The organism is Pseudomonas sp. MUP55 (assembly GCF_034043515.1).
Classification (GTDB): Bacteria; Pseudomonadota; Gammaproteobacteria; order Pseudomonadales; family Pseudomonadaceae; genus Aquipseudomonas.
On the sequence record NZ_CP138214.1, the window covers coordinates 5,494,369 to 5,513,556 of the forward strand.

The following is a 19,188-nucleotide window of genomic DNA, read 5'->3' on the forward strand; positions in this document are numbered from 1 at the left end:
TTTCGAGCAAGGACGCTCACCATGCGCTTGTTAATGGTTCTTCTGGTCGGCTTTCTCCCGTGCTGGGCCTGGGCCGAGGGCTGCCCCGATGATCCCCGATCGCAAATCGACACCTTGGCCAGGCAGGTCAGCCAGTGGGATGACGCCTACCACCGACAGGGCCAAACCCCCGTCAGCGACGAACTTTACGACCAGGCCCACCGACGCCTGGCCCAGTGGCGCAAATGTGCGCACCAAACCACACCCAAAACTGAAAACCCGCTGGCAAGCTCACGCGGCACGCTTCGCCATCCGGTTGCGCATACCGGGCTGGAGAAGCTGCTGGATGCGGCCGAGGTAGGTGACTGGCTCAGCACCCGGCGGGATGTCTGGATTCAGCCAAAGGTCGACGGGGTAGCCGTGACCCTGGTGTATCGGCGAGGCCAGTTGCACCAGGTCATCAGCCGTGGCGACGGCCTGCTCGGTCACGACTGGTCAGTTTCCGCGCGCAAGATTGCCGGTATCGTTCAGCAACTTCCGGAGCCCGTCGATGCAGTGCTGCAAGGCGAGCTCTACTGGCGCCTGGAAGGCCACGTACAGTCTGAAAACGGCGGGCTCAACGCACGCAGCAAAGTGGCCGGCTTGATGAACCGACGGCAACTGAGCGACATCGAGGCCGGTGGCATCGGACTGTTCGTCTGGGCGTGGCCCGAAGGCCCGGCGAGCTTCACCGAGCGCCTGGCCATCCTGGCGCGATGGGGTTTCATCGACAGCCAGCGCTATAGCCAGGCCGTCGGCAGCCTCAGCGAGGCCACGCATTGGCGAGCCCATTGGTACAGCCATCCGCTGCCATTCGCCAGCGATGGCGTGGTGCTTCACCAGGCTGCGCGCGCCCCCGCCAAACGCTGGCAAGCCAACGCACCTTACTGGGCGGTGGCCTGGAAATATCCGGCGACCAAAGCGCTGGCGCTGGTGCGCAAAGTGCAGTTCAGGATCGGGCGCACCGGGCGCATCACGCCGATTCTCGAACTGGACCCCGTCCGCCTGGATGACCGGCAAATCAGCCGTGTCAGCGCCGGCTCACTGAAGAATTGGCAGCGCCTGGACATTCGTCCCGGCGATCAGGTGTCCATCAGCCTTGCCGGCCAGGTCATTCCTCGGCTCGACGAGGTGATCCTGCGCAACGAGACCCGCGTGGAGGTGGCCGTACCCGATTCCCGAGACTTTCACGCCCTGAGCTGTTGGCAACTGGACCCTGGGTGCGAGGAGCAACTGCTCTCGCGCCTCACCTGGCTGAGCAGCAACCAGGGCCTGGCCTTGCCACATATGGGCCGAGAAACCTGGAACGTATTGATCCAGGCCGGTCTAATCGCAGGCTTTCTCGATTGGTTAACCCTGGATGCGGCAGAGCTTGCTAACATTGATGGTTTGGGCGAACGCACCCGCGCGCGAGTGCTCGACAGTATTCAAAGCGCCCGGAAGCGCCCCTTTGCACAATGGCTGAAAGCATTGGGCGTGCCGCCCGCGGCGCGCAACAACCTGGAGGGCGACTGGCATACGCTGGTCGCCAAAGACACCCAAGCCTGGCTGGCCACTGACGGCATCGGCCCGGGACGTGCGGCGCAACTGAGCGCCTTTTTCCGCGACCCGCAGGTACAGGCCTTGGCTGAAACATTACGTGGCGCCGGCATAGACGGTTTTTGAACCCGGCCCCACCCTCTGATTGCTACTCTGGAGCCCGTATATGAAATTGCTTGCCCCTCTTGCCTTACTGACTTTCGCAAGCTTCATGGCCACGCCGCTGCTGGCCGCCGACGAAACATCGCCATTGACAGGCTGCGCTGCCAAGCGCCAAGCCATCAGCATCCAGATCGAACAGGCCAAGGCCCATGGCAACAGCGCCCAACAGGCCGGTCTGGAAAAAGCCCTGAGCGAAGTCACCGCCAACTGCACTGACGCATCGCTGAAGAAAGAGCGCGAAAACAAGGTGCTGGACGCCAAGCACGAAGTCAGCCGCCGTCAGGCCGACCTCGACAAAGCCATGAAAAAAGGCGATGCGGACAAGATCAACAAGCGCAAGGACAAGCTCGCCGAATCGCGCAAAGAGCTGCAGGATGCGGTGGAAGAACTCGACCAGTAAAACCGGTCAGTGGTCCCGGAACTGCTTATGGCAAGCGCTGCACGCATCTTCGACTTTCTGCATCGCCGGTTGAAGGCTGCTGGCCTTATAGGGCTGGGTCTGGCTGGCGATCACCAATTCACCGGTGGCTGCCTCAAGGTCGCGAGCCATTTGCAGAAATTGCGCCTGCTTTTGCCACACCTCGTCCCGGGCGCTGGTGTGATCCTCTTCCCGCACGCTCGGGAAGTGCTGCCAGGGTTGATGGGACAACGTATCCAGCTTGACCGCGCCGTCGGCGAACCGGGCGCCTTCAAAAGGGATGCGCCCGCGCAACATGCCGCCCAGGCCTTCGCTGGTCTGGAGCATTTGTTTGAAGATCGCCTTGCGCTGACCCAAGGGAGAGTTGGGGTCCACACCGCCGCAGGCAGACAAGGCCAGGCAGGCCAGCACTACAACCGAAATGTTTTTGAAAGTCATGGTGGCTCAGGGTCACGGAAAACGGTGGCCAGTATCCTCGCCCCGTCCGCAAAGACCAATAGCCCTATTAATAATAAGGGTTGCCCGAGCGCGTTCAGGCACGGGCAATCGCTTCAGGAATTACGTGCATGAATGTCAATTGGAAACCCTGGAGCCGCCTGGCGTGGGCTCTGCCGATGATCGCGCTGCTGGCCGGTTGCGACCTGGGCAAAGACGCTGGCAAAGAGACTGCCAAAGAAGAACCCGTCAAACCCCATGCCGTCGCCACCTACGTGAGCGCTCCATGGGAAGCGTTGCCAGCCGTTTCCGACAGCGACTTGCTGGCCGGTTTCGAATCCTGGCGCAGTGCCTGTCAGCGCCTCAAGGCCGATCCGATCTGGGGCGCGACCTGCGCTGCGGCAGCCAGCGTACCGGGCGATGCCTTGGCGGTGCGCGGGTTTCTCAAGGAGCGCCTGGATGTGTTTGGCCTGCGCTCAGCCGACAACACACCCAACGGCCTGATCACCGGCTACTACGAGCCGGTCTACCCCGGCAGCCTGACCGAGACCGCCACCGCCCACGTGCCGGTGTACGGTGTGCCGGATGATCTGATTATCGTCAACCTGGAAGCCATCTATCCCGAGCTCAAGGGCAAACGCCTGCGCGGCCGCCTGGAGGGCCGCGTACTCAAGCCGTATGACGATGCCAGCACCATCAACGGCCAGGGCTCGACCGCCAAACCCATCGCCTGGCTGACCGACCCAATGGACCTGCAGTTCCTGCAGATCCAGGGCTCCGGGCGCATTCAACTGGCCGGTGGGCGTCAACTGCGCGTGGGTTATGGCGACCAGAACGGCTATCCCTACCGCCCTATCGGCCGCTGGCTGGTCGAGCAAGGCGAGTTGAAGAAGGAAGAGGTGAGCATGGGCGCCATCAGCGCCTGGGCCAAGGCACATCCGCAGCGCATTCCGGAACTGCTGGCGAGCAACCCCAGCTATGTGTTCTTCAGCGCCCGCCCCGACAGCAATGAAGGGCCGCGCGGTTCGCTGAACGTGCCATTGACTGCGGGTTACAGCGTGGCGGTGGACCGCAAGGTGATTCCGCTGGGGAGTTTGTTGTGGCTGTCGACCACCAAACCTGACGGTTCAGCGCTTACCAGGCCCGTCGCAGCCCAGGACACCGGGGGCGCAATCACCGGCGAAGTGCGCGCAGACTTGTTCTGGGGCACGGGCACCGCAGCGGGCGATCTGGCAGGAAACATGAAGCAACAGGGACAGATCTGGATGCTGTGGCCCAAGGGTATGGCGCTGCCACAAGTGCCGGATGCACCCAGCGGAACCTGACAGATACTGAAGATCACATGTGGGAGGGGGCTTGTCCCTGCCTCATTGATGATCGTTCCATACGCTCTGCGTGGGAATGCGGCCCTGGACGCTCCGCGTCCGCCATAAAAGGCGAGACGCAGAGCGTCTCAGCAGGCATTCCCACGCGGAGCGCGGGAACGATCAGAGAAGGCGCCGTTTTCAGATCGAGACGAAGAAGAAGCTCGCGATCAGCGCCATCCCCACGACCCACACCAGCGAACGCAGCAGCGCCCAGTCCGCCAGGTAGCAAATGATGTAGAGCAGGCGGCTGGTGATGAACAGCACCGCCAGCACATTGATCGTCACCAGATCGGCGGTACCGGCCAGGTGAGCGATGATCACTGCCGCGGCAAAGGCCGGGGTGACTTCAAAGCCGTTGAGTTGCGCGTTGTGGGCGCGCTTGGAGACACCTTCGACCGTTTCCAGGAATGCACGCGGGTCGTGGTTATGTTTGGGCCCGAACTTGCCTTCGCTGAACTTGGCCACACCGGTACACAGGTACGGCAGAAAAATGGCGATCAACACACACCAGAAAGCTACGGTCATCAGTCATTCCCTTTTTTGGTTTTATCAAGGCAGTCAGGGCTTCATTACCCATGTGCCGATCGGCGCGAACCCTCAAGCTATGAGCCGTGTTCGGTTGAAAGGTTCTTTCGCACAAGGGCACCTGTTTATACTAAACAACGTCTCGACGCACGCTGTGCGCCTACATTCCCCCGCCCCAAGGACCCCGGATGCTTGAGCTTGTCGCCGCTTTCATTTGCCTCACCACCCTGCTCACTTATGTCAATTTCCGTTTTATAGGCCTGCCGCCCACCATCGGCGTAATGGTCACTGCGCTGCTGTTTTCGCTGATCCTGCAAGGCCTGAGTTTTATCGGCTATCCCGGTCTGGAAGAGCACATTCAGCAACTGATCGGGCAGATCGACTTCGGCGATTTGCTGATGAACTGGATGCTCTCGTTCCTGCTGTTCGCCGGCGCGTTGCACGTCAACTTGAGCGACCTGCGCAGCTACCGCTGGCCCATCGGACTGCTGGCGACCTTTGGCGTACTGATCGCCACCGTGGTGATCGGCAGCCTGGCGTACTACATCTTCGCCCTGTTCGGCTGGCACGTGAGCTTCCTGTATTGCCTGCTGTTCGGCGCGCTGATCTCGCCGACCGACCCGATTGCGGTGCTGGGCGTGCTGCGTACGGCCAATGCCTCAAAACCGCTTAAAACCACCATCGTCGGCGAATCGCTGTTCAACGACGGCACGGCGGTGGTGGTGTTTACCGTCCTGCTGGGCATCGCGCAGTTGGGTGAAACACCGACGGTGGGCGCCACGGCCATGCTGTTCGCCCACGAGGCGATTGGCGGCGTGGTGTTCGGTGGGCTGATCGGCTACCTCGTGTACCTGATGATCAAGAGCATCGAGCAATACCAGATCGAAGTCATGCTGACCCTGGCGCTGGTGATCGGCGGCTCGGCGATGGCGACCGAATTGCACGTCTCTGCACCGATTGCGATGGTGGTGGCGGGGCTGATCATCGGCAACCTGGGCCGCAAGCTGGCAATGAACGACATGACTCGGCGCTATCTGGACGGTTTCTGGGAGTTGCTCGACGACATGCTCAACGCCCTGCTGTTTGCGCTGATCGGCATGGAACTGCTGCTGTTGCCGTTCAACTGGCTGCACGTACTGGCAGCCAGCTTGCTGGCCGTGGCGATCCTGCTGTCGCGCCTGCTGACCGTGGCCCCGGCGATTCTGCTGCTGCGGCGCTGGCGCACGGTACCCCGTGGCACCATCCGCATCCTGACCTGGGGCGGTTTGCGCGGCGGCGTCTCAGTCGCGCTGGCGCTGGCGTTGCCCCTGGGCCCGGAACGCGACCTGCTGCTGAGCATCACCTATATCGTGGTGCTCTCGTCGATCCTGCTCCAGGGCTTGAGCATCGGCAGGCTGGTCAAGCGCGTGACCCAGGGCGAAACCGAGACCACGCCCGCGACTCACTGATCCTTTTCGCCGGGCTGCGGATGCCTCGGATCCGCAGCTTTGCCCGGCAAGCTGCCCTCGCTGCGGATCTGCGCATGGCTGATCAACGCAAAGATGAAACTGCCACCGATGATATTGCCGGCCAGGGTCGGGCCGGCGAATATCAGCCAGAAGTCATGCCAGGACAGTTCGCCAGCAAACACCAGGTATGACACTTCCGCCGAGCCCACCACGATGTGAGTGAAGTCGCCCAGGGCCATCAGATAAGTGATCAGGATGATGATCCACATCTTGGCGCTTTCCATCGACGGGATCATCCACACCATGGTGGCGATCATCCAGCCGGAGACGATGCCCTTGGCGAACATCTGGCCGGCGTCGTTTTCCATGATCTTGCGCCCGATGTCCAGGAAGGCTATGTCGGTCTTGGTGTCGAAAATCGGCAGGTGCAGCATGACGTAGGCCACCAGCAACGTGCCACACAGGTTGCCGACGAGCACTACCGTCCAGAGCCGCAACAGGCGCCCGGCATTGGCCAGGGTCGGCTTGCTCATCACCGGCAACACGGCGGTGAGGGTGTTTTCGGTAAACAGTTGCTGGCGCGCCAGGATCACCGCCAGAAAACCCGCGCAATAGCCAAAGCTGGCGATGACCTTGAACGCTTCGCCGTCGGGCAAGCGCGAGTTGAGCAGTCCCATGGCCATCAGCGACAAGCCCATGGTCAGCCCGGCAGCCAGGGCCGACCACCACAGCGCCGCGACACTGCGTTCCAGCTCCTGGTCGCCCTGGGTTCGAATGATTTCATGCAGCACCGCCGCACGGGGCGGCTGGTTCTTGTCTACGTCCTTCTGCTCTTCGTGCGACAGATTGGGGGTTTTGCCTGCTTCGTCGGTGGCCATGATGATCCGGAGTCCAAGGGGGGCGTGTAGCTACGACACGCCGCCACAGTGGCTGTTCAGTGGCCAGGCAACTAAACACGCATCTTCCAGGCCTTGGCCATCTCCACCGTGGCTGAGGTCCCAAGGTTTGTTACGCGCCTTTGGTGATCGCACAGCGTGTCTCAATGCCGCTGGCGATCAGCGCTTTGTTACTCGGGAAGGCTGTCGTCCTGGAACTGATCCTTAACGTACTTGATTTCGGTGCGACCATGAGGCGCCGGCAGCCCATCTTCGCCAAGGTTGACGAAGACCATTTTCTCTACGGTCAGGATGCTTTTGCGGGTGATTTTGTTGCGCACTTCGCACGTCAGGGTAATGGAGGTGCGGCCGAACTCGGTGGCGGTGATGCCCAGCTCGATGATGTCGCCCTGGCGCGAGGCACTGACGAAGTTGATTTCGGAAATGTACTTGGTCACCACACGCTGGTTGCCCAACTGGACAATCGCATAGATCGCCGCTTCTTCGTCGATCCAGCGCAGCAGGCTGCCACCGAACAGGGTGCCGTTGGGGTTGAGGTCTTCGGGTTTTACCCACTTACGGGTGTGGAAGTTCATGGCGGCTCCGCGGTTGAGGTGGGTGAACGATAGTGTTGCGCCGCCAGCTTCAAGCTTCAAGCCACAAGCTGCAAGTTAAAAGCAGATTCGCTTTTACTTGCCGCTTGTAGCTTGTCGCTTGCCACTAGCCGGTCATAGACCGTTATAATCGCCCCCGATTCAGAACGGCTACTACCGTTCTCCCGCCACCTGTCCGAGGGGCGCTGCAGCAGGTTCAACCTGTCAGGCTCGGATGGGGCGTTGTCCGGCCCGGTACACCGGCCTGATACTAAACGCACAACGGCGCCCATTCGCACACTACGAATGGAGGCTCTTCATGAGCGCTGTAATCACGCCTGCAGAATTCAACGACTACAAAGTCGCCGACATGTCCCTCGCTGCCTGGGGCCGTCGCGAAACCTTTATCGCCGAATCCGAAATGCCAGCCCTGATGGGCCTGCGTCGCAAATACGCCGCTGAGCAGCCGCTCAAGGGCGCGAAGATTCTCGGCTGCATCCACATGACCATCCAGACTGCCGTGCTGATCGAAACCCTGGTTGCCCTGGGTGCCGAAGTGCGTTGGTCGTCCTGCAACATTTTCTCGACTCAAGACCAGGCCGCTGCCGCTATCGCTGCCGCCGGCATCCCGGTGTTCGCCTGGAAAGGCGAGACCGAAGAAGAGTACGAGTGGTGCCTGGAGCAAACCATCCTGAAAGATGGCGCGCCATGGGATGCCAACATGATCCTCGACGACGGCGGCGACCTGACCGAGCTGCTGCACAAGAAATACCCGCAGATCCTGGACCGCGTCCACGGCGTGACCGAAGAAACCACCACCGGCGTTCACCGTCTGCTGGACATGCTGGCCAAGGGCGAGCTGAAGATCCCGGCCATCAACGTCAACGACTCGGTGACCAAGAGCAAGAACGACAACAAGTACGGCTGCCGTCACAGCCTGAACGATGCCATCAAGCGCGGCACCGACCACCTGCTGTCGGGCAAGCAAGCCCTGGTGATCGGCTACGGTGACGTGGGCAAGGGTTCGTCCCAGTCCCTGCGTCAGGAAGGCATGATCGTCAAAGTCTCCGAAGTTGACCCGATCTGCGCCATGCAAGCCTGCATGGACGGTTTCGAAGTGGTTTCGCCGTTCATCGACGGCGTCAACGACGGCACCGAAGCGAGCATCGACAAAGCCCTGCTGGGCAAGATCGACCTGATCGTCACCACCACCGGTAACGTGAACGTCTGCGATGCGAACATGCTCAAGGCCCTGAAGAAGCGCGCAGTAGTGTGCAACATCGGTCACTTCGATAACGAGATCGACACAGCTTTCATGCGCAAGAACTGGGCATGGGAAGAAGTGAAGCCACAGGTTCACAAGGTACACCGCACCGGTGCAGGTACTTTCGACCCGCAGAACGATGACTACCTGATCCTGCTGGCCGAAGGCCGCCTGGTGAACCTGGGTAACGCGACCGGCCACCCAAGCCGCATCATGGATGGCTCGTTCGCCAACCAGGTACTGGCGCAGATCTTCCTGTTCCAACAGAAGTACGCCGACCTGTCGCCTGCCCAGAAAGCCGAGCGCCTGACCGTGGAAGTACTGCCGAAGAAACTCGACGAAGAAGTGGCCCTGGAAATGGTCCGCGGCTTTGGCGGCGTGGTGACCCAACTGACCAAGACCCAGGCCGACTACATCGGCGTGACCGTTGAAGGTCCGTTCAAGCCGCACGCTTATCGCTACTGATATGCCTGCTGCCCGCTCCCCCTGTGGGGAGTGGGCTTTAAATGTGGGAGGGGGCTTGCCCCCGATGCGGTGGGTCAGTCGATATGTTTACTAACTGACGCTCCGCCATCGGGGGCAAGCCCCCTCCCACATTGACGGTGTACACATTCCGCAATTCCGAGTTTCCAAGGGTATTACTATGTCCCAAGACCGTCGCTACAGCTTCGAGTTCTTCCCGACCAAGACCGATGCTGGGCATGAAAAACTGATGGCCACTGCCAAGCAGTTGGCCGGCTATCAACCCGACTTTTTTTCCTGCACCTACGGCGCCGGCGGTTCGACCCGTGACCGCACGATCAACACCGTGCTGCAGCTCGAAAGTGAAGTCAAAGTTCCCGCCGCTCCGCACTTGTCGTGCGTGGGCGACAGCAAAGCCGACCTGCGCGGCCTGCTGACCCAATACAAGGCCGCTGGCATCAAGCGCATCGTCGCCCTGCGTGGCGACCTGCCATCCGGCATGGGCATGGCCAGCGGCGAGCTGCGCTACGCCAACGATCTGGTGAGCTTCATCCGCGAAGAAAGCGGCGATCACTTCCATATCGAAGTGGCTGCTTACCCGGAGATGCATCCCCAGGCGCGCAATTTCGAAGACGATCTCAAGAATTTCGTGCGCAAGGCCAACGCCGGCGCCGACAGCGCGATCACCCAGTACTTCTTCAACGCCGACAGCTACTTCTACTTCGTCGAGCGGGTACGGGCCATGGGCGTGAACATCCCGATCGTGCCGGGCATCATGCCGATCACCAACTACAGCAAGCTGGCGCGCTTCTCCGACGCCTGCGGTGCCGAGATCCCACGCTGGGTGCGCAAGCAACTGGAAGCCTATGGCGATGACGTCAAAAGCATCCAGGCGTTCGGCGAGCAGGTCATCACCGAGATGTGTGAACAATTGTTGCAAGGTGGCGCGCCAGGGTTGCACTTCTATACCCTGAACCAGGCTGAACCCAGCCTTGCCATCTGGAACAACCTCAAGCTGCCACGCTGAGGCTTGCCCGGTTGTGCCAAGGCCCTCGTTCAGACGAGGGCCTTTGTCGTTTTACATACCCACGGAACCCCGCAGTCCATGAATACAGTGTCTTCCACTTCCCGCCCGCAGCTGGTCTACCTCGTCTTCGGCGCCGAGACGTACCATCAGGAAGCGGTATTCAGCATCGCCAGTGCCCTGGCTTTCCTGCAGGACACCCCCGACGCGGCCGTGGACATCCAGGTGTTCAGCGACAACCCCGAACCCTATCGCCTGCTGCCGGTACGTGTGCGCCCGCTGGACGAGGCCACCCGCAAACGCTGGAGTGAGCCCCACGGTTATCACTTCCGCACCAAACACGTGGTGCTGCGCCAGGTGCTGCAAGAGTCGCCGGTAGCGTTGCTGATCGACACCGACACGTTTTTTCACCGCTCGCCCATGGCCCTCTTCGAGCGCGTGCAGCCAGGCACTCTGCTGTGCAACGCCTTCTACACCAAGTATGGCGACAACCACGAAAGCATCCTCTACACCGCGCTGCGCCAGCGTCTCCTGGAGATGGGCGTGGCCGACGATGACATGATGACCCTCAACTCCGGCGTGATGGGCCTGACCCAGCAGGACGCGCACATCCTCGACCGTTCGATCGAGTTGATGGATGAGCTGTTTCCTCACGCCCAGGGTGCCTACACCCTGGAAGAGTTCTGCCTGTCCATCGCCGCCTACCGCACCGTCAATGTGCGCGAGTGCCCGGACCTGATCCACCATTACTGGAGCCGCAAGCAGCTGTTCCGGGCCAAGGTCAAGGCGTGGATCGCCAAGCACGCCGCCGCGCCCACCAGTGCGCTGGCCCTGGCCGACACCCGCCAGGTCTCGGCCCACCTGCCGCGCCCGCCGCGCTTGCAGCGCACGCTGTACAAGCTCATTACCCTGCTGTTGCCCAAGCACCAGCAGCAGTTCATCCGCGAAATTCTCTACGGCTGCTATGAACACGAAAACGAGTTCGACCAGGCCTGTGGGCCGGTTTGGTGGGACAAGGCTCGGCAAAACCAGGAAGAGCGCCAGAAACGCCCGATTGACGAACACCAGCTCGAACACTGGTTCGCCAACCCGGTGGTGCGCCTGATTCTTGGCGAGCGACGTGCGGCGATTCATGCCCACCTGATGGACGCGCCAGTAAAATAGCACCCGTCGCCAAAGCGCGTGCCAGAGCTTCTCTTTATCCCGGGAGCATCGTAACCTCAGGGAATGCCCGTCATTTCCAAGTTGTTGATTGCTGCGTTTCTCACTTGCCTGAGCCTGGCCGCTTATGGCGAGAAACTGCGCATTGTCACCGAGCCCTGGGCGCCCTACGTCTACGATGACAACGGCAGCATGCGTGGCCTGGACTACGAAACCACGGTGATCGTGTTCCAGCGTCTCGGTGTGGAGGTGCAGTGGCAGTTTCTGCCCTGGAAGCGTTGCCTTGCCATGCTTGACCAAGGCCACGCCGATGGCGCGCTGGATATTTTCCACAGCCACGAGCGCGACGCCTTGCTGCTCTACCCCGCCGAACCCTTGTCGGCGGTCGAGTTCGTGCTGTTCTACGCCAACCAACGTGCGCACCCCGCCGAAACCCTTGACGATCTGCGCGGCCTGACCGTAGGCACCTCCCCTGGTTACCTGTATGGCGAAGCCTTCAGTGGGTCCACCGCCTTCACGCGTGAACCGGCCCCCAGCCACGAAGCCAACTTCGGCAAGCTCATGCTGGGGCGCGTTGATATGGTGGTCACCGATCGTCGCGTGGGGCAGCACCTGATCAAGGAATTGGGGCTTGAGGGCAAAGTCAGCCAGGCGCCATGGGTGGTCAGCCGCCAGCAGCAGTTTCTCGCGGTGCGACGTGGCGCGGGCATGGACCTGCTGGTGCAGCGCTTTGCCGCCGAGCTCAAGCGCTTCAAGCAAGAGCCGGCCTATGCCGCGTTGAGCGCCAAATACGGCGGTAGCCAGGTGCAAACGGGCACTGTCAGCGCGTCCGGATACACCGTTGAGCAGCAGGAAAGCAGCGCGCAGTGATTGCTCTGTTATACTCCGGCCTTTCCGCCAGGCTTACGCCCGGCCGCTGAGGTCTTGAAAAAGGCACCCAACCCCGCTACAGCGCAGCTTTGCAGCCCGCGCGAGCCGGTGGAGTGCCCGCCAGACGCAGCAGGACCGGACGGGATTACGCTCCCCTAAGCGCCATTCACGCCCGGCAAGATTATCCCTTTGGGCCAAGCCCTAACTAAAACAGGATTACTCATGTCCTTTGCTTCCCTCGGTCTCTCCGAGGCTTTAGTCCGCGCCATCGAGGCAGCGGGCTATACCGAGCCTACTCCGGTGCAACAGCGGGCCATTCCCGCCGTGTTGCAAGGTCGCGACCTGATGGTTGCGGCGCAGACAGGTACCGGTAAAACCGGTGGTTTCGCCCTCCCGATTCTGGAGCGGTTGTTCCCCAACGGTCACCCGGACAAATCCCAGCGTCACGGCCCGCGCCAACCGCGCGTACTGGTCCTGACCCCCACCCGCGAACTCGCAGCCCAAGTGCACGACAGCTTCAAGCTGTATGCCCGCGACCTGAAGTTCGTCAGCGCCTGCATCTTCGGCGGCGTCGGCATGAACCCTCAGGTTCAGGCCATGTCCCGCGGTGTTGACGTGCTGGTGGCGTGTCCGGGTCGTTTGCTCGACCTGTGCGGCCAAGGCAGCGTCGATCTGTCCCACGTGGAAATCCTCGTGCTGGACGAAGCCGACCGCATGCTCGACATGGGCTTTGTCCATGACGTGAAAAAAGTCCTCGCCCGCCTGCCGGCCAAACGTCAGAACCTGCTGTTCTCGGCCACGTTCTCCCAGGACATCACTGCCCTGGCCGGCAAGCTGCTGCACAACCCTGAGCGCATCGAAGTCACGCCGCCCAACACCACGGTCGAGCGTATCGAGCAGCGCGTATTCCGCCTGCCCGCCAGCCATAAGCGCTCGCTGCTGGCGCACCTGATCACCCACGGTGCCTGGGAACAGGTGCTGGTGTTCACCCGCACCAAGCACGGTGCCAACCGCCTGGCAGAGTACCTGGACAAGCACGGCCTCACCGCCGTCGCCATCCACGGTAACAAGAGCCAGAACGCGCGCACCAAAGCCCTGGCCGACTTCAAGGCCGGCACTGTGCGCATTCTGGTCGCCACCGATATCGCCGCACGCGGCCTGGATATCGACCAATTGCCGCACGTGGTCAACTTCGAGCTGCCGAACGTCGACGAAGACTATGTGCACCGTATCGGCCGTACCGGCCGTGCCGGTCGTTCAGGCGAGGCCATTTCCCTGGTCGCACCGGACGAAGAAAAACTGCTGAAAAGCATCGAGCGCATGACCAAGCAGAAAATCGCCGACGGCGACCTGATGGGCTTCGATGCCAGCACCGTGGAGGCCGAGAAGCCTGAGGCGCGCGAGCGCCCGGACGTACGCAACCCACGCAACCCACGCGGTCCGAAGGGCGATGGCCCGAACGGCGGCGGTGGTCGTCGCGACAAGGGTAAGGACAAGGGCAAGGAAAAATCCGCCACCAGCAGCCGTGGCGAACGCCCGGCCCGTGAGCAGAAGCCCCGTGAAGGCACCCCGGCCCGCGAACAGCGCCAGCCGAGCCAGCCGCCACGCGCCGCTGCCGATCGCGCTCCGGACGAATTCCTCGACGACGATGTGGATAACTTCGGTAACCGCGTCGACTACGTGCCCCAGGCCAAGCCGGCCCAGGGCCGTGGCCGTCGTCCGGGCGCCCCTGCACAGGGCACTGGCGCCGGTGCCCCACGTGGCGGCCAGCCACAGGGCGCACGTCAGAACGGCCCGCGCAACAGCAGCGGCGGCACCACGGGTACGCCGCCAGCCAAGCGCAACGGCCCACGCAGTGGTGCACCGCGTGACGGTCAGGCCCGTCGCGAGGACTCGCGCAGCAACAACCGCCGCCCGGCCCGTGACGAGCAGCCACGTTCGTCCGAGCCAGCGGTGCAAAACCCGCGCGGTGGCCCGGCGCCGAAGATCATCCACAAGGAGTCGAAAGCGGATCGCTTCCCGACACCCGAGCAGTTGGATCAACTGCCTGGCCGTCCTCGTGGCGAGAAGCCAGCGCTGCTGACCCGCAACCGCTGAGGTTCAAGGCGTCATAAAAAATGCCCCGTATCTTTGGATACGGGGCATTTTTTTGGCTCGTTCAGAGCAAATGTGGGAGGGGGCTTGCTCCCGATAGCAATGGATCAGCCAGCACATGCAGTGGCTGACACACCGCTATCGGGAGCAAGCCCCCTCCCACAAAGGTCCGCGTTGTCAGGCGGACATTACTTCTGCTTCACGCCTTCCAGCGAAATATCCAGGTCCACGGTCTGCGAAGTCGGGCCTGGGCCTTTCACGCCGAAATCGTTCAGGTCGATCGTGGTCTTGGCGTTGAAGCCAGCACGTTCGCCGCCCCATGGATCCTTGCCCTCACCGTTGAAGGTGGCCTTGAAGGTCACAGGCTTGGTCACACCGTGGAATGTCAGGTCGCCGGTCACGTCAGCGGTTTTGTCGCCGGTGGATTTAACCGCGGTGGACACGAACTTGGCGTCGGCAAACTTGGCCACGTCGAGGAAGTCTTTGCTGGCGATGTGCTTGTCACGTTCAGCGTGGTTGGACCACAGGCTGGCGGTTTTCACGTCGACTGCGATTTTGCTGGCTTCCGGCTTAGCCGAATCCCAGCTGAAGGTGCCATCCCAATCCTTGAAGGTACCGTGGATGTAGCTGTAGCCCAGGTGGCTGATTTTCCAATCGATAAAGGCGTGCTGGCCTTCTTTGTCGATCTTGTAGTCAGCGGCCATCGCCGAACCTGCGGACAGCAGGGCCGAACCGATTGCCAGAGCAGCGAGAGTCTTTTTCAACATACTTTCTTTTCCTTGTGAGTCGAGGTTGAACATCAGGCTTTGCGACCCAGCATGCGTGTCAGGGTCACATCACGATCGATAAAGTGGTGTTTCAGTGCCGCCACGCCGTGCAGGCCGGCGAATACAACCAACACCCAGGCCAGATACAAATGAATCCAGCCCGCGGTGTCTGCCTGGTCCGGTAGACCGGAAACCAGGGCAGGTATTTCAAACAAGCCAAACACCGGGATACCGACACCGTCTGCGGTGGAAATCAGGTAGCCGGCAATCATCACGGCGAACAGCCCGAGATACAGGAACACATGACCAAACTTGGCACCGATGCGGGTCAACCGGCTGTAGCTGGCCAACGGCGCAGGCGGCGGGCTGATCAGACGCCAGACAATACGCACCAGCATGACAGCGAACAGCGTGATGCCGATACTCTTGTGCAGGTCCGGCGCGTCTTTGCGCCAGGCGCTGTAGTAATCGAGGCCGACCATCCACAGTCCCAGGGCAAACAATCCAAATACCACCAGGGCCACGCCCCAGTGCAAAACCATGCTGACCCAGCCATAGCGGGCCGGTGAATTGCGTAGCTGCATGTACTTAATCCCGTAAGAACTGTGCCAAGACTAGCGTTTTACCTATCGAATTAAAGCGGAAAAATTCGCTTTCAAATATCGAGAAATGTGATGAAGAGGCTATGCATCATAAATTAACAAGGGATTAAGACTATTCCCAAGAAACGTGACAGACCGTCCTGCATTTACCGCGAATTTCCCCACAATGGCTTGTGACCCGCGCCACCATTGCATAGGCTTGCGCGATTGTTTCGCCCGCGCAGGCTGCGGGACCGCTTCGAGGAAATCACCGATGGGCTTGAATAACCAGTGGATGCAGCGCGACCTCGCGGTGGTGTGGCATCCCTGCACACAGATGAAAGACCACCAGCAGCTGCCTCTTGTGCCCATCAAGCGCGGGGAAGGCGTATGGCTGGAAGACTTCGAAGGCAAGCGCTACCTCGATGCCGTCAGCTCCTGGTGGGTCAACGTGTTCGGCCACGCCAACCCGCGCATCAACCAGCGCATCAAGGATCAGGTCGACCAACTGGAGCACGTGATCCTCGCAGGTTTCAGCCATCAGCCGGTGATCGAGCTGTCCGAGCGCCTGGTCGCCATGACCCCCGAAGGCCTGACTCGCTGCTTCTATGCCGATAACGGCTCATCGTGCATCGAAGTCGCGTTGAAGATGAGCTTCCACTACTGGCTCAACCGTGGCCTGCCGGACAAGAAGCGCTTCGTCACCCTGACCAACAGCTACCACGGCGAAACCATCGCGGCGATGTCGGTGGGCGACGTGCCGCTGTTTACCGAGACCTACAAGGCGTTGCTGCTCGACACCCTCAAAGTGCCGAGCCCTGACTGCTACCTGCGCCCCGAGGGCGTGAGCTGGGAAGAACATTCACGCACGATGTTTCTGGCCATGGAGCAAACCCTGGCCGAGCACCATGACAGCGTCGCCGCCGTCATCGTCGAGCCGCTGATCCAGGGCGCCGGCGGCATGCGCATGTATCACCCGGTGTACCTCAAGCTGCTGCGCGAAGCCTGCGACCGCTATGGCGTGCACCTGATCCACGACGAAATCGCCGTGGGTTTTGGTCGCACGGGCAGCATGTTCGCCTGTGAACAGGCCGGCATCCGACCGGACTTCCTGTGCCTGTCCAAAGCCCTGACCGGCGGCTACCTGCCGCTGGCCGCCGTGGTCACCACCGACGACGTCTACAACGCCTTCTACGACGACTACCCGACCCTGCGTGCCTTCCTTCACTCCCACAGCTACACCGGCAACCCGCTGGCGTGTGCGGCGGCCCTGGCCACCCTGGATATTTTCGAAGAAGACAACGTCATCGAAAACAACAAGGCGCTGGCCCAGCGCATGGCCAGCGCCACGGCGCACCTGGTGGACCACCCGCACGTCTCTGAAGTGCGCCAGACCGGCATGGTGCTGGCCATCGAAATGGTGCAGGACAAAGCCACCAAGGCCCCCTACCCCTGGCAGGAACGCCGTGGCCTTAAGGTATTCGAGCATGCCCTGGAGCGCGGCGCGCTGTTGCGGCCGCTGGGCAGCGTGGTGTACTTCCTGCCGCCGTATGTGATCACGCCGGAGCAGATCGATTTTCTCGCCGAGGTCGCGAGTGAAGGCATCGATATCGCCACCAACAGCAAGGTCAGCGTTGCAGTGCCGAAGGACTTTCACCCAGGCTTTCGCGACCCGGGATAGTGTCCTGAAACCCTGTAGGAGCGAGCTTGCTCGCGAAGGTATTCCAGGCACATCGCGGCGTCGGCTATACGTTTTTCGCGAGCAAGCTCGCCCCTACAGAAAGACAGAAAATGTGTATGCATAACTTTTCCAGAGAAACGCAATGAGACTGTCCCGCTTTTTTACCGACACCCCACTGAGCCTCGGCGACCACGAGCTGCCTGAAGCCCAGGCGCATTACATCAGCCGTGTGTTGCGCATGGTCGAAGGCGACGCCGTGCAACTGTTCGACGGCTCGGGCCAGGAGTTTCTGGGGCAGTTGCTGGAAGTCGGCAAAAAACGCGTCACCGTGCAACTGACCGAAAGCTTCAAGGGCCAGACTGAATCGCCGCTGCATATTCATCTCGGCCAGGGCCTGTCGCGGGGCGAGCGCATGGACTGGGCGATCCAGAAAGCCACCGAACTGGGGGTCAACGCCATCACGCCGATTTTCAGCGAGCGCTGTGAAGTGCGCCTCAAAGACGAACGCGCCGACAAACGCCTGCTGCACTGGCGCCAGGTGGCGATCAGCGCGTGCGAGCAATGCGGGCGGTCGACGGTACCGGTGATTCACCCGCCGCTGTTGTTGGCCGATTGGCTCAAGCAAGCCGAGGCCGACTTGAAGCTGGTGTTGCACCCGGTGGCCGAGCCGATGGTCAGCCATGCCAGGCCTGCCAGCCTGGCGTTTTTGATCGGGCCGGAGGGTGGGCTGACCGACGGCGAAGTCGCAACCGCCCAGGCCGCCGGCTTCCATGCCGCCCGCCTCGGCCCGCGGGTATTGCGCACCGAGACGGCACCAGTGGTGGCGCTGGCCGTCGCACAGCAACTCTGGGGTGACTTCTAACCCCCCCGTTCAAACTCAATCCAAACTGTGGGAGGGGGCTTGCCCCCGATAGCGGTGTGTCAGCTGGCGAATGTACCAACTGATGCACAGCCATCGGGGGCAAGCCCCCTCCCACATTTGGATTGGGTTGCTCTCGCCTACTCCACGGGGTCGCTGACAGGGTTGGCAATGATCGCCTTCAATTCGCTGGTCATCGGGAACTCCAGGTTCAACCCCTTGGGCGGAATCGGCTGTTCAAACCAGCGCTGGTAAATCCCATTGATCTCTCCACTGCGGTACAGCTCTGCGAGTGTCTCGTTGACCACTGCCAGAAACTGCGGGTCGTCCTTGCGTACCATGCAGCTGTAGATTTCCCGCGATTGCTCCTGCCCCACCACCACCCAGTTATGTGGGTCTTTTGCCTTGGCCCGCTCACCGTAGAGCAGCGCGTCATCCATATAGAAGGCCGCCGCGCGGCCAGTTTCGAGCATCTTGAAGGCTTCGCCATGGTCCTTGGCGCTGATCACGAACATATCGGCCTTGTGCTCGGCGTTGTAGCGCTTGAGAAAGCGCTCGTTGGTGGTGCCGGCGGTGGTCACCACGTTCTTGCCCTTGAGGTCGTCAAAGCCTTGGATCCCGCTGTCCCTGGCGGTCAGCAATTGGCCCTTCACGTAGATAAACCCGTAGGAAAACGCCACCTGCTGTTGCCGCTCAGCCGTCACGCCGGTAGAGCCGCACTCCAGGTCCACCGTGCCGTTCTGCACCAGGGGGATTCGGGTTTGAGAGGTCACCAGGTTGTAGTTCACCTTGAGGTCCGCCACGCCGGTTTTCTCCTGGATACGCGCCACGATCCTGTTCGCCAGGTCCACCGAATAGCCCATGGGTTTGCCACTGCTGTCGGCCACATAGGAAAACGGCACCGACGCATCGCGATAGCCCAGGGTGATGGACCTGGTGCTGGCGATCTTGCCCAGGGTGCCGTCCTGCGGCACTTGCGTTGCCTGCGCCTGTGCGCCGAACAGAAGGCCCAGGGTGCAGCCGGTCAACAGGATTGTTTTCATTG

General features: G+C 61.4%; 18 protein-coding genes and 1 riboswitch. Of the genes, 11 read left to right on the forward strand and 7 right to left on the reverse strand.

Features of this window, described 5'->3' with window-relative positions:
* The first annotated feature begins 21 nt into the window (after window positions 1-21).
* A complete protein-coding gene (gene ligB, locus SC318_RS24830; RefSeq protein ID WP_320428824.1) occupies window positions 22-1,683 on the forward strand; it encodes an NAD-dependent DNA ligase LigB in 1,662 nt (553 codons plus the stop codon).
* Window positions 1,684-1,723: 40 nt separating this feature from the next.
* Complete coding sequence (locus SC318_RS24835) at window positions 1,724-2,119, forward strand: DUF1090 domain-containing protein (protein ID WP_320428825.1); 396 nt, start codon at window positions 1,724-1,726, stop codon at window positions 2,117-2,119.
* A 6-nt stretch (window positions 2,120-2,125) separates the two neighbouring features.
* On the opposite strand, the gene SC318_RS24840 is transcribed toward SC318_RS24835, so the two are convergent.
* Entirely contained in the window at window positions 2,126-2,575 is a 450-nt protein-coding gene (locus SC318_RS24840; protein ID WP_320428826.1) for a c-type cytochrome, read from the reverse strand.
* A 128-nt stretch (window positions 2,576-2,703) separates the two neighbouring features.
* On the opposite strand from SC318_RS24840, the gene SC318_RS24845 reads away from it, so the two are divergent.
* The gene (locus SC318_RS24845) at window positions 2,704-3,897 is read left to right on the forward strand and encodes a murein transglycosylase A (RefSeq protein WP_320428827.1); all 1,194 of its coding nucleotides are present in this window, start codon (window positions 2,704-2,706) and stop codon (window positions 3,895-3,897) included.
* 180 nt (window positions 3,898-4,077) lie between these two features.
* Here the strand turns inward: SC318_RS24845 and SC318_RS24850 are convergent, their stop codons facing one another.
* The gene (locus SC318_RS24850) at window positions 4,078-4,464 is read right to left on the reverse strand and encodes an MAPEG family protein (RefSeq protein WP_320428828.1); all 387 of its coding nucleotides are present in this window, start codon (window positions 4,462-4,464) and stop codon (window positions 4,078-4,080) included.
* Window positions 4,465-4,652: 188 nt separating this feature from the next.
* Between SC318_RS24850 and SC318_RS24855 the strand changes: the two genes are divergently transcribed.
* Complete coding sequence (locus SC318_RS24855) at window positions 4,653-5,912, forward strand: cation:proton antiporter (protein WP_320428829.1); 1,260 nt, start codon at window positions 4,653-4,655, stop codon at window positions 5,910-5,912.
* Here SC318_RS24855 and SC318_RS24860 read toward each other — a convergent pair.
* Window positions 5,906-6,790 carry a formate/nitrite transporter family protein gene (locus tag SC318_RS24860; protein WP_320428830.1) on the reverse strand — a complete coding sequence of 295 codons (885 nt, stop codon included), beginning with the start codon at window positions 6,788-6,790 and terminating at the stop codon, window positions 5,906-5,908. The genes SC318_RS24855 and SC318_RS24860 overlap by 7 nt on opposite strands.
* A 188-nt stretch (window positions 6,791-6,978) precedes the next feature.
* Entirely contained in the window at window positions 6,979-7,383 is a 405-nt protein-coding gene (locus SC318_RS24865) for an acyl-CoA thioesterase (RefSeq protein WP_065871910.1), read from the reverse strand.
* A 189-nt stretch (window positions 7,384-7,572) separates the two neighbouring features.
* A riboswitch (S-adenosyl-L-homocysteine riboswitch) is annotated at window positions 7,573-7,678 on the forward strand.
* 21 nt (window positions 7,679-7,699) lie between these two features.
* Here SC318_RS24865 and ahcY point away from each other — a divergent pair.
* The 5 genes from ahcY (at window position 7,700) to SC318_RS24890 (ending at window position 14,258) form a co-directional block, all read left to right on the forward strand.
* Window positions 7,700-9,109, forward strand: a complete 1,410-nt coding sequence (gene ahcY / locus SC318_RS24870; RefSeq protein WP_320428831.1) for an adenosylhomocysteinase — start codon at window positions 7,700-7,702, stop codon at window positions 9,107-9,109.
* Between the two features lie 178 nt (window positions 9,110-9,287).
* Entirely contained in the window at window positions 9,288-10,133 is an 846-nt protein-coding gene (gene metF / locus SC318_RS24875; RefSeq protein ID WP_124388562.1) for a methylenetetrahydrofolate reductase [NAD(P)H], read from the forward strand.
* A 78-nt stretch (window positions 10,134-10,211) separates the two neighbouring features.
* Entirely contained in the window at window positions 10,212-11,294 is a 1,083-nt protein-coding gene (locus SC318_RS24880) for a hypothetical protein (RefSeq protein ID WP_320428832.1), read from the forward strand.
* 63 nt (window positions 11,295-11,357) lie between these two features.
* Entirely contained in the window at window positions 11,358-12,161 is an 804-nt protein-coding gene (locus tag SC318_RS24885; protein ID WP_320428833.1) for a substrate-binding periplasmic protein, read from the forward strand.
* Window positions 12,162-12,383: 222 nt separating this feature from the next.
* Window positions 12,384-14,258, forward strand: a complete 1,875-nt coding sequence (locus tag SC318_RS24890; RefSeq protein ID WP_320428834.1) for an RNA helicase RhlE2 — start codon at window positions 12,384-12,386, stop codon at window positions 14,256-14,258.
* 185 nt (window positions 14,259-14,443) lie between these two features.
* On the opposite strand, the gene SC318_RS24895 is transcribed toward SC318_RS24890, so the two are convergent.
* Window positions 14,444-15,022, reverse strand: a complete 579-nt coding sequence (locus SC318_RS24895; protein WP_306490695.1) for a YceI family protein — start codon at window positions 15,020-15,022, stop codon at window positions 14,444-14,446.
* Window positions 15,023-15,054: 32 nt separating this feature from the next.
* Window positions 15,055-15,606: a cytochrome b gene (locus SC318_RS24900; protein ID WP_320428835.1), complete on the reverse strand. Its 552-nt coding sequence runs from the start codon at window positions 15,604-15,606 to the stop codon at window positions 15,055-15,057.
* Window positions 15,607-15,877: 271 nt separating this feature from the next.
* Between SC318_RS24900 and SC318_RS24905 the strand changes: the two genes are divergently transcribed.
* A complete protein-coding gene (locus tag SC318_RS24905) occupies window positions 15,878-17,284 on the forward strand; it encodes an adenosylmethionine--8-amino-7-oxononanoate transaminase (RefSeq protein WP_320428836.1) in 1,407 nt (468 codons plus the stop codon).
* A gap of 142 nt (window positions 17,285-17,426) precedes the next feature.
* A complete protein-coding gene (locus tag SC318_RS24910) occupies window positions 17,427-18,146 on the forward strand; it encodes a 16S rRNA (uracil(1498)-N(3))-methyltransferase (protein WP_320428837.1) in 720 nt (239 codons plus the stop codon).
* A gap of 137 nt (window positions 18,147-18,283) precedes the next feature.
* On the opposite strand, the gene SC318_RS24915 is transcribed toward SC318_RS24910, so the two are convergent.
* Entirely contained in the window at window positions 18,284-19,186 is a 903-nt protein-coding gene (locus SC318_RS24915; RefSeq protein WP_320428838.1) for a transporter substrate-binding domain-containing protein, read from the reverse strand.
* Between the last annotated feature and the right edge of the window lie 2 nt (window positions 19,187-19,188).